This window comes from Amedibacillus sp. YH-ame10, from assembly GCF_053848885.1.
The window spans coordinates 18,611-30,041 of record NZ_JBSPFA010000035.1; the positions used below are offsets into that span (position 1 = coordinate 18,611).

Below are 11,431 nucleotides of genomic sequence, written 5' to 3' on the forward strand. Positions count from 1 at the left end.
TCTATGTAAGCGTGACGCGGGGACACAACGTTGGTTGTGTGTCACCAGAAGCATAATTTGGAATGGACATGTAAAAGGAATCATTGTCTGTTTTCAGAAAGGAGTAATTTATGCTGATAGGTGAAGTGTTTGAAGAGTTTATAAACGTTGTACAAGAGAATAATCGCTATACCATTGGACTTATCAATGATAAAATGGTAGTAACGCTTTGTAGTAATAAGGCAGAAATCGGAAGACATGTCGATGTACACTATCCAGATGTACACAATATGTTTTATGAGATTACTGTAAAAGGACAAGAATTTGGATACTTGTGGGTTTCTGGTCAAGATGAAAACTTAGGTATGGTATCCAAACTGTTAAATGAGTCCTTATATGTACGTTTGATGTATGAAATTAACCAAACGACATTGAATCAAAAAGTCACAAAAGATGACGAATTAGTAAAATACATATTAAATAGCGAGAACTTTGATCGAAATCATGTTTTATCCTTATTGGATGAATTAGAAATAGATGCCAATAAACCAAGAGTTGCTATTTATGTTATAAAGAATGATGGTTTTATTTTGAAAGATGTGATGAGGCTCAAGATGAAACCTGATAGTAAAGAAATTATCTATTCTTTACTTAATAGTAAATCACTTTTAATTTTTAAAGATTTACCAGAAGCATTTAAAACAACTGGTGAATATAAACCCTTTATCAGAGAGTACGTAAGAAGTTTGCAGGAATGGGATATGCAAGATTGTTACTTCTTTGTAGGATCCATACAAAAAAAGATACGACAGTACGCTGTCAGTTATCAAAATTGTTTGTGGCTTCGCTCACAAGCAAACTATGACAAGAATGTCCCAGTATTCTTTACAGATTACTTATATGAATACTTTATGTCTAAGATACTGGTACATGATATTCGAGAAATTTATGATGTTTATAAGGATATGGGAAAAAACGTCGATGTAAATGAATTGATTGAAATTAGCGATAAGCTTTATATCAATGATTTCAATCTAACACAGGCGGCAGATGATTTATTCTTACATAAGAATACACTGATCTATAAGCTTAAGAAATATGAAGAGATATTTCAAATCGATGTGAGAGGAAGCTTTCAAGGAAAAATTCTTCTGACGTTAATTGCCAATGCGTTAGGGGAACATCAGAAACAAGTACAGGTAGGTGATGAAGCATGAGCATAACAATAAAACTTGCCAGAATAGATAAACGATTATTACATGCGACAGTGGCATTAAATTGGAATCAGTTCATAGATGCGGACAATGTTTTAATCGTGGACCCTGATTATGTAAATGATCCTTTTCTAGCGGATGTAATGCAGCTTTGTTTGCCGAAAACAATGCGCGTAAAGATTTTCTCAGTCGAACAATTTTTAGAGTTTATAAAAGGCGATCGTCACATTAAGGCGATGGTTATTTTCTCTAATTTAAATGTCGCTTATGAAGCAGTAAAAGCAGGCTTTCGTACAAACGAACTACAGCTGCCATATCCAGCAAGTCGTATGATGATGAAAAGTTTGTCAGATTATTTTAATGAAGAAGAGATTCGATATATTCGATATATACAAGAACAGGGAATCAAACTGTTTTTTCAAACAGCCCCATTCGATAACAAAGATTATTCTATATTTAAAAAATAAGAAAAGAGGAAACTGTTATGTTTGAAGGAATTATTACCCCGATTGTCACTCCATTTCATCGTGATGATCAGCAAAGTATAAATTATGAAGCAACTGAAAAATTGATCAATCACTTGATTGAAAAAGGTGTAAAAGGTATTTTCATTCTTGGAAGTAATGGAGAATTCCATGTAATGAGCTATCAGGAAAAAGTAGATTTTGCGAAAGAAGTCGTTCGCATGGTAAACAAACGTGTTCCAGTATTTGCGGGAACCGGATGTTGTTCAACAGCAGAAACCATCGCTCTATCAAAAGAGATGGAAGTGATAGGTGTAGATGCATTAAGTATCATTACTCCATATTTCTTAAAACCAAAAGATGAAGAAATTTACGAACACTTTAAAGAAGTTGCAGAACACGTTAATCTACCTATTATCCTATATAATATTCCAAAAGCAACTGGATGTAACATTACCCCAGAAATAGCTGAGCGTTTAGCAGATATTAAAAATATCAAAGGAATCAAAGATAGTAGTGGAAATGAAGACAACCTAAAAGCATATTGTGCAATCAGTAAGAAAAAAGATTTCTCAGTTTTGATTGGTTCTGATTCTAAAATTAGCTTTGGGTATGCCCTTGGCGCAACTGGTGCAGTGGCAGGAACAAGTAATGCCATTACAGATGTTGTGGTAGGATTAGATAATGCACTTCATACAGGTGATACACAAACTGCAGAAAAACTACAAAAAGATATCGATGTCATTCGCGGTGTTCTTCCACTTGGGACTGTACCAAGTGTTATGAAACGTGCAGTAGAATTAGCTGGTATTGCGGAAGTAGGACCTGCAAGAAAACCTGTACGTGAATGTACAAAAGAGGATGATGTGAAAATCAAAGAAATGTTAGCATATTATCATCTAGCATAGGCGTTCCGAAAGGTTCGCTTTTTTTCTTTGTAATATAAATAAAAATATTTTAAATCTAATGCAATGTTTTGTAATGGTGTCTCGTATATAAGGTAGAGAGGTGATATCAAAATGAAAAAGATTTTATTGTGTATATGCTTGTCTACTTTTTGTATATTGTTGAGTGCTTGCGTAACTCATGAAGTAGAAAGAAAGAATACAATACAGGATAAGACAAAGGAAGAACATGAGAAAACAAAGAAGCAACAGGATAAAACAAAAGAGGAAAAGACATCAAGTAATAAAAAAGAAGCACAGAAAGATGAGCCACAGGGCAATACAAATTCAACCTTATATGGTATAGAAATAGGAGAGAAGATAATTGTTGATATGAAACAAAGTATCCAAGAAAATTCGTTCTATTGTGGACCAGCAGTTGTACAAATGGTGTTGGATCATTTTCTCATTTCAAAAACACAAAAAGAACTTGCAGATGAAATGAACACAGTAGCAATTACAGGAACAGAATATGTTGATATGGCCCGAATATTAAATAGATATATATTTCAGAAAGAGCAGGTTATCGGTTCTGAAAGTGGATATCGAGTTCAAACACTTAATGTAAGTGAAACAAATCCTGATGTGCTTTCTTCCATTCATACTCGATTGCAACAAAATATTCAAGAGGGTTATCCTAGCATATTGGCTGTTAATCTGAATACCTTATATCCTGAACAAGTAAGAGCGAATCATTTTGTAGTATGTAATGGCTATATCTTAAAAAGGAATAGTAATGAAATAGCCTTTTATTATATCATCGACCCTTACTATGAGGTACAGGATACACAATATGGAGGTGTGAAAGTTTTTACACCAGAGGAATTAGAACGAGCCATCATAGAAAATGTAGAACCTGCTTATATTTGGTAGTATATTTTGTGTTATGATAATTTTATAAATCATAAATTTCTTATCCTTGTATAAGGAAGAAGTTGAGGGAGTGCCATGAGGGAGAATAGAAACGATATCCAAAGAGTTGTGAACACCTATAGTGATCTTTTGTTGCGCCTTGTTTTGCACGATTCACTTTCTTTAAGTGATGCAGAAGATATTGTACAAAATACATTCATAAAATATATGCAAAAAGCTCCTGAATTTCAGGATGATAATCATGAAAAAGCATGGCTTATTCGTGTCGCTTCTAATGAGGTGAAAGATGTACATAAAAGTTGGTGGAAAAGAAGAATTTCACAGATGAATGAGAATTATATGAATGTCGAGGAACAAAAGGAGGAAGCCTTTGTTTTATTGCCATATATAAGAAAGTTACCTCAAGGAAGCAGAAGAGCAATTTATCTGTTTTATTATGAAGGCTATAGTATTGTGGAAATTGCGAAAATATATGATGTAAAAGAAGCCACTGTTGCTTCATGGTTACACAGAGGGAGGAAGAAACTAAAAGGTTTGATGAAAGGAGAATTTGATGATGAATTGGAGTGATTATCGAAAAGAAATAGATACCATAAAGATGAAAGAATCTAAAAAAGAAGAATGGATATTAAATATTGAAAATGCGCAAGAACATAAATTTCATACCAGACGGTATGCGCTTGTTGGTGCTTGTTTACTACTTATAATATCGGGATACCTTATGTTTTCATCATTTAAAGAGAATCAATCGATAGAAAAGCCTAATGAAGTTAAGCAGTCTTTTAAGGAACTTCCTAAAATTGCGATTACACAAAACAATGTTGTCGGATTCGGATTTGCGGGAGTTATGTTACCAGATGCGTCATATTTTGGAAAGAGTAATCCGATACTTGACTACTCGAATAAAACACTTCCTGTTTATAAAAATGGATATCTTACAGATGGAAGAGATACGATTTTAAGAGGTGAACTGAAAGAAGAGCAGATAGATAAAATAATTGAAGATTATAGAAAAATATTTCATTTTAGTGAAAAAGCAGAAAAGATTATGCGATTCTCGACTTTTGTTGAGGCACATTATAAAGAGGGAAATATTAATGTTAATCATCGAGGTGAAGTAGAAATATATATCAAGAAAGAACAGTTGAAGGATAAAAATCTTGATTTTACTGCTTCGAATCAAGAGGAAGCTGAAAAAGTGGCTCTGAAGTTCGCAAATTATTTTAAAGAGGAATTAGATCTAACAAATCCGAAACCAAATGTTTCTTGTAGATTTGATAATACTCGTGAACAAAAATGGAACTACTCTATCTATGATGAGAAAAAAACAATAGAAGATACAATTTTTTCATATAGCTTTAGAAAGGTTGGGTTTAATGATTCTGAATCTTATATAAACGTTGTAATTGGTATCACTCCTGTAGAAGAAAAACTTGGTGATTATCCAATTATATCCATCGATAAAGCGAAAAGTTTGTTTATGGAAGGTCAGTATATTTCTAACTCTCTTCCTCCAGCACAAGGTGCAGATATAACATTTATGGAGATAGTCTATTTGGATGATCCTACTTTTGATTATTTATCGCCTTATTATAGAGTATATGCAGAGATGGAAGATGGACTTATCATACCGATAGAAGGGATGAAACATTACGGAATTTATTATATTCCAGCAATTTCATCAACATACTTAGACTTGAAGCTATCAGATACAAGTTTAACTTTTCATTAGATCAGGAAATTGCCTCTTTCGAAGGTCTTTCATGTCAATAATTCTTGAGAACCCTTACATAAAATGGTATGATAATAGTATATCGAAGGAGGTATTTACATGAGATTACTTACAAGATCGGATTTTGATGGATTAGCTTGTGCTGTCTTCCTTAAAGAAGTTGGCATTATTGATAATTGGAAATTTGTACATCCTAAAGATCTTCAGGATGGATTAGTAGAAGTCACAAAAGATGATTGTTTGGCTAACGTTCCTTTCGTGGAAGGTTGTGGTTTATGGTTTGATCATCACTCTAGTGAGGAAGAAAGAAATGCGTATCAAGGGAAATATATAGGAGACAGTAGACAATGTCCTAGTTGTGCACATATTGTGTATGATTATTATGGTGGGAAAGAAAGATTCCCTAACTATGATGAATTGTTAGAAGCAGTAGATGCTGTAGACAGTGCGAACTTACAGATTGATGAAATTTTACATCCAAAAGATTGGATTCTATTAGGGTTTATTATGGATCCACGTACTGGACTAGGAAGATTCCGTGATTTTACTATTAGCAACTATCAACTGATGGAAAAAATGATTGATTGGTGTCGTGTGATGGATATTCATGAAATTCTTGCGCAACCAGATGTTATAGAACGTGTTGAACTTTACTGGGAACAAAATGAAAAATTCATGGAAATGGTGAAGGAACATACAACGGTTGAAAATAATATCATTATATCGGATTTACGTGGAGTAGAAACCATTTATACAGGAAATCGTTTTTTGATTTATAGTATGTATCCTGAAGCAAATATTTCTGTTTGGATTGTCAATGGAAAAGGTGGTTTAGGTTGTAGTGCAGCTGTAGGATATAGTGTGCTCAATCGTACTTGTCAGATTGATGTTGGGAAACTAATGTTGAAATATGGCGGTGGTGGTCATCATGTGGTTGGTACTTGCCAATTTGATGATGAACACATGATAGAAGGACTAGCATCTCTTTTACAAGAAATGAAAGAAATGAATGCATAAAACAAAGGTATCTTCTTGATCGGAGATACCTTTTATAAAATAGGATAAGAAAGGTTTAAATATGAAAGAAACATTATATAGTGAACGTTTAGTCGTTCGAGAATTTGAACAAAGAGATGTAGAAGCATTCTTTGAATTGATGAAAGATGAAGAAGTAAATACATTTTTACCTTGGTATCCATTTACAACAATAAAGGAAGCACAAAGTAAATTGGATATGTATCTACAAGATGAAAATGGATATCACTATGCGATATGTCTTAAAGAGGAAAATAAAGTGATTGGATATGTGAATGTGAGTGGGGACGATAGTCATGATTTTGGTTATGGATTACGTAAAGAGCAATGGCATAAGGGAATTGTAAGTGAAGCTTGTACCTTGGTTCTTGAACAGCTTAAAAAAGATGGAGTACCTTATATTACCGCAACACATGATCGTATGAATCCAAGAAGTGGTGAGGTGATGAAACACCTTGGTATGAAGTATGAGTACTCTTATGAAGAATTATGGCAACCAAAAAATATTCTTGTTACATTTCGTATGTACCAATTGAACTTTCAAGATGATATTCCGGTCTATAACAAATATTGGGATACATCAAGTGTTCATGAAAAAGAGAACATATAAAAAAACTATCTTTTGAGGTGAAGTTATCAAACGAAAGTAGGCAATTTTAAAAAGAAATATTTCTTTAAAGTATATCTACTTTTATCTTACTACTTCACTTTTGAGGATAGTTTTTTACGTATTATGCTTCTATTTTTTCAAATTTTTCTTTTGGTGCGCCACATACAGGACATTTATAATCATCATTTTCTAATGTGATATCGCCTTCATAAATGTAGCCACAAACTGTACATTTGTATTTCATTGAAATTCTCCTTTCTTAGTCTTCCATCTTTTCAAATAAATCTTTAGGGACGCTACACATAGGACATTTGTAGTCATCGCTTTCATTCATTATATCACCTTCATAGATGTAACCACAAATACTACATTTATAGCGTATGCTATCTGTGGCAGTACTAGTACTTTCTTGGGGTTGTTCTTCAACTTTTTCAAATAAATCTTTAGGTACACTACATAAAGGACACTGATAATCTTCGCCTTCTAAGGTAATGTCTCCTTCATAAATATAACCACATACACTACAGCGATAGTTTACAGAAGATGTAGATGTTTTTGTTTCTAATGCGCTTTCTTGTATAAACATATCTTTATATAGGGATGGATTTTTATTTAAATCGTCACGTACATGATAGCTTGTATGTAATAACTCTTCTGCTAGTGTAGATAATGGTTGTTTATAAAATTCATCATAGAGTTGTTGGATGTGAGGATTATCGTGAGAGTTTCTTAAGGTGATTTCTTGGTCTTTTGCGTAGAGCGCATCGATTCTTTTCTTGCGAATAGCTTCCATATCTTGTCCAATATGCTTTGGTTGTCCACCTCCACCAATGCATCCACCAGGACATGTCATTACTTCTACAAAATCATAATGTTCTTTGGTAGTTTCTAGATGTGAAATGAATTGTCTAGCATTATCAGTTCCATGTACTATGGCGACCTTTAATGGAATATCTTGTATCGTTAGTTGTGCACTACGTACGCCTTTTAACCCTCGTACTGCTTCTAGTTGTAATAAATCAGTTGTTGGTTGTTGTTTGGTTAAAAAGTAATAGGCTGAGCGAATAGCGGCTTCCATAACACCACCTGTATTTCCAAAGATGATTCCTGCACCACTTCCTCTAGGCATCAGTGAATCATAATCACTAGGGATTACATTATCCAAATCTAAATTGTTTGCTCGCATCCAATTCGCAAGTTCTCGTGTTGTGATTACCACATCACAATCTGCGTATTCTTCTTGTTTATGATACTTACTGGCATCGCTCATTTCTTCACGTTTGATTTCGAATTTCTTTGCAGTACAAGGCGTTAATGCTATCACATAAATGTCTTCAGGGGCAATGCCTTCCTTTTGTGCGAAGTAAGTTTTGATGGTTGGCGCAAACATAGAAATCGGTGATTTGCTTGTGGAGATGTTAGGAAGTAAATTTGGATAATAGGTTTCCACAAACTTCACCCAAGCAGGACAACAACTCGTAAATTGCGGAAGTGGTTTTCCTGTTGTAATACGATCAATCAATTCGCTCGCTTCTTCCATTATAGTTAAATCTGCGGCAAACGTGGTATCAAATACATAAGGAATACCAAGTGCACGTAAACTACCAACCATGTGCTCTTCTACATAACTTCCAGATGGCATTCCAAATTCTTCACCTAAACCAACACGTACACTAGGTGAGGTAATCGCAACCACCTTCTTTTTGCCTTCTTGTAAGACACGTTCAATATTCATGAAGTCTTGTACTTCATGAATAGATCCTGTTGGACATACATTGGCACATTGTCCACAATGAATACAAATTGCATAATCATTTGTTTTTGCTAGGTCATAATGTTTCCCTACAGAGATTTGTTGTTGGCAGACATCTCTACATTGTCCACACTGAATACATAGACTTTCTATTCTTCGAATGGCAGGATTATCTGCCTCTATTGGTACACGGATATCTACGGATAGATGTTTACTCATATAATTTCTCCTCTTTCAATCTTTTCTTAAACTAAGAATGATTCTTAATATAGCTAAATATTACAATTTGTTTTAATGTTTGTCAATGCTAATTGTAATTATTTGGTAAATCCTTTTAAAAATCGTGCATGAATCATAGATTCGAGGTATAATAATTGCATACGGCAGGAGGTAGATACAATGGAAAATCTTGAAAAAGCAATCGGAGTATTTGATTCTGGCTTAGGTGGCATCAGTGTTCTAAATGAATTGCGTAAGATGATGCCTTCGGAAAATTTTATATATTTTGGGGATTCTAAATTTGCACCATATGGAGTGAAAAGCAAAGAAGAAATCACTGCTCGTTGTGAATCTATATGTGAATTCTTTATGATGAAAGGCGTAAAAGCAATTGTAATTGCGTGCAATACTGCAACCAGTGCTTGTGTCAATGAACTACGCGATAAATATCCTATGATTCCAATTATAGGAATGGAACCTGCATTAAAAGTAGCAGCTGAAAAAGAGGGTAAACAAAATATTGTAGTACTAGCTACACAGTTTACGTTAAAAGAAAAAAAGTTTGCGCAGTTAATGTCTCGTTATGAAGAAGAAAATACGATTTATAAACAACCTTGTCCAAAACTCGTGGAAATTGTAGAAGGGTACCAATTAACAAATCAAGAAGTAGTGGAAACTACCTTAAAAGAATACTTGGATACATATGATTTATCTACCATCCATAGCATTGTGTTAGGATGTACACACTTTGTGTTCTTCAAAGAGGCGATGAAAAAACTTTTACCTACGCATATAGAAATCATTGATGGCAATCATGGTACCGCAAAACACCTCATGCACATCTTAGAAGAACAAGACGAATTAAAAAAGACGAAGGAAATCGGAGAAATTAAAATCTATAACTCTGTGAAACATGATGAAGCAATTATGGAATTATCAAAACAATTATTACACATCTAAGATAATCTTATCCATTCGATAGGATTATTTTTCTTTTATATGAATTAGAGCTTTTAATTGTTGAATGCAAGTTAATTATCGAAAGAGTTGTCTTTCATTCATGAACAATATATAATATAAAGAGTTTAGAAGGAGACTATATATGAGAGAGAATGCATGGAATAAGTATGATGAAAAAACATTAAAAGATGTTTTTGATTTCAGTGAAGGATACAAGAAATTCATTTCTGATTGCAAAACAGAACGTGAATGTGTTACAGAGTCTATTCGTATCGCTGAAAAAGCAGGATATCGTAATTTAGACGATATCATCAAAGCAAAAGGAACTTTGAAAGTAGGGGACAAAGTATATGCTAATAATATGGGAAAAACATTAGCATTATTTCACATTGGTGAAGAACCTATTGAACAAGGATTGAATATTTTAGGAGCACATGTGGATAGTCCACGTTTGGACATCAAACAGAATCCTTTATATGAAGACAAAGAATTGGCTATGTTAGATACACACTATTATGGTGGTATCAAAAAATACCAATGGGTAACACTTCCATTGGCATTGCATGGTATTGTTGTGCGTAAAGATGGAACAAGTGTAAATATCAACATCGGAGAAGATGATAGCGATCCAGTTGTGGGTATTTCTGATTTATTAGTTCATTTATCTGCAGACCAGTTAACAAAAACTGCAAGTAAGGTAATTGAAGGAGAAGACTTAAATGTTACAGTGGGAAGTATTCCTTTAAAAGATACAGAAAAAGATGCTGTAAAAGCAAATGTTTTAAAACTATTAAAAGAAAAATATGACTTTGAAGAGGATGATTTTGTTTCTGCAGAAATTGAAGTAGTACCTGCAGGAAAAGCCCGTGATTATGGATTGGATCGTTCTATGATTATGGGATATGGTCATGATGATCGTATTTGTGCATATACTTCTTTGATGGCTTTATTGGAAATGAAGAGTGTAAAACGTACAGCAGTTTGTTTGTTAGTGGATAAAGAAGAAGTTGGTAGTATTGGCGCAACAGGAATGCAATCAAAATTCTTTGAAAACACAGTTGCAGAAGTCATGAACTGTATGAACGTATATACAGAATTAAGTGTTCGTAGAACATTGAAGAATTCTAAGATGTTATCAAGTGATGTAAGTGCCGCATTTGATCCTAACTACGCAAGTGTTATGGAACCAAAGAACTCTGCTTATTTTGGAAAAGGAATTGTCTTTAACAAATATACAGGTTCTAGAGGGAAGGGCGGATGTAACGATGCTAACCCTGAATATATTGCAGAATTAAGAAACATTATGGAAAAAGAAGGTGTATCTTATCAAACGGCAGAACTTGGTAAAGTAGATCAAGGTGGTGGAGGTACGATTGCCTACATCTTAGCACAGTATGATATGGAAGTTATCGATTGTGGTGTTGCACTTCATAATATGCACGCTCCTTGGGAAATTGCTTCTAAAGCGGATGTATATGAAACAACAAGAGGATATATAGCTTTCTTAAAACACGCATAACATGAAAAAGAGGCTGTAACGAATAAGAAACAGCCATAACATAAAAAAACACGTCAATCTCATAAGAGGAAGACGTGTTTTTTTGGTATAATTTAACTATGGAAAACAACAATGTGTTAGAGTCAAATT

The 11,431-nt window shown here is 33.8% G+C and carries 12 protein-coding genes; 10 read left to right on the forward strand and 2 right to left on the reverse strand.

The genetic code is table 11. The annotated features are described in order from the left end of the window. Positions 1–110 precede the first annotated feature (110 nt). From ACWG42_RS12880 to ACWG42_RS12915, 8 genes are all read left to right on the forward strand, one after another. Positions 111–1,196, forward strand: coding sequence for a PucR family transcriptional regulator (locus ACWG42_RS12880; protein WP_455792921.1), 1,086 nt, complete (start codon positions 111–113; stop codon positions 1,194–1,196). After that, the gene (locus tag ACWG42_RS12885) at positions 1,193–1,660 is read left to right on the forward strand and encodes a PTS sugar transporter subunit IIB (RefSeq protein WP_455792923.1); all 468 of its coding nucleotides are present in this window, start codon (positions 1,193–1,195) and stop codon (positions 1,658–1,660) included. The genes ACWG42_RS12880 and ACWG42_RS12885 overlap by 4 nt, the downstream gene beginning before the upstream one ends. Before the next feature lie 17 nt (positions 1,661–1,677). Continuing rightward, entirely contained in the window at positions 1,678–2,565 is an 888-nt protein-coding gene (gene dapA, locus ACWG42_RS12890) for a 4-hydroxy-tetrahydrodipicolinate synthase (RefSeq protein WP_455792925.1), read from the forward strand. A 111-nt stretch (positions 2,566–2,676) separates the two neighbouring features. Beyond that, positions 2,677–3,474, forward strand: coding sequence for a C39 family peptidase (locus tag ACWG42_RS12895; RefSeq protein WP_455792926.1), 798 nt, complete (start codon positions 2,677–2,679; stop codon positions 3,472–3,474). Positions 3,475–3,549: 75 nt separating this feature from the next. Further along, positions 3,550–4,044 (forward strand): RNA polymerase sigma factor, encoded by a 495-nt coding sequence (locus ACWG42_RS12900; RefSeq protein ID WP_455792927.1) that lies wholly within the window; start codon positions 3,550–3,552, stop codon positions 4,042–4,044. Further along, positions 4,028–5,206, forward strand: coding sequence for a hypothetical protein (locus tag ACWG42_RS12905; RefSeq protein WP_455792929.1), 1,179 nt, complete (start codon positions 4,028–4,030; stop codon positions 5,204–5,206). The genes ACWG42_RS12900 and ACWG42_RS12905 overlap by 17 nt, the downstream gene beginning before the upstream one ends. A gap of 99 nt (positions 5,207–5,305) precedes the next feature. Then, positions 5,306–6,223, forward strand: coding sequence for a hypothetical protein (locus ACWG42_RS12910; protein ID WP_455792931.1), 918 nt, complete (start codon positions 5,306–5,308; stop codon positions 6,221–6,223). A gap of 61 nt (positions 6,224–6,284) precedes the next feature. Further along, on the forward strand, positions 6,285–6,851 hold the full coding sequence (locus tag ACWG42_RS12915) for a GNAT family N-acetyltransferase (protein WP_455792933.1): 567 nt from the start codon (positions 6,285–6,287) through the stop codon (positions 6,849–6,851). A gap of 121 nt (positions 6,852–6,972) precedes the next feature. Here the strand turns inward: ACWG42_RS12915 and ACWG42_RS12920 are convergent, their stop codons facing one another. Together ACWG42_RS12920 and ACWG42_RS12925 are read right to left on the reverse strand one after the other, a co-directional pair. Then, positions 6,973–7,095 carry a rubredoxin-like domain-containing protein gene (locus ACWG42_RS12920; RefSeq protein WP_455792934.1) on the reverse strand — a complete coding sequence of 41 codons (123 nt, stop codon included), beginning with the start codon at positions 7,093–7,095 and terminating at the stop codon, positions 6,973–6,975. Positions 7,096–7,110: 15 nt separating this feature from the next. Beyond that, entirely contained in the window at positions 7,111–8,823 is a 1,713-nt protein-coding gene (locus ACWG42_RS12925; RefSeq protein ID WP_455792936.1) for a [FeFe] hydrogenase, group A, read from the reverse strand. Between the two features lie 180 nt (positions 8,824–9,003). Between ACWG42_RS12925 and murI the strand changes: the two genes are divergently transcribed. Then, the gene (gene murI, locus ACWG42_RS12930) at positions 9,004–9,783 is read left to right on the forward strand and encodes a glutamate racemase (RefSeq protein WP_455792938.1); all 780 of its coding nucleotides are present in this window, start codon (positions 9,004–9,006) and stop codon (positions 9,781–9,783) included. A gap of 142 nt (positions 9,784–9,925) precedes the next feature. Then, entirely contained in the window at positions 9,926–11,302 is a 1,377-nt protein-coding gene (locus tag ACWG42_RS12935; protein ID WP_455792940.1) for an aminopeptidase, read from the forward strand. Positions 11,303–11,431: the final 129 nt, after the last annotated feature.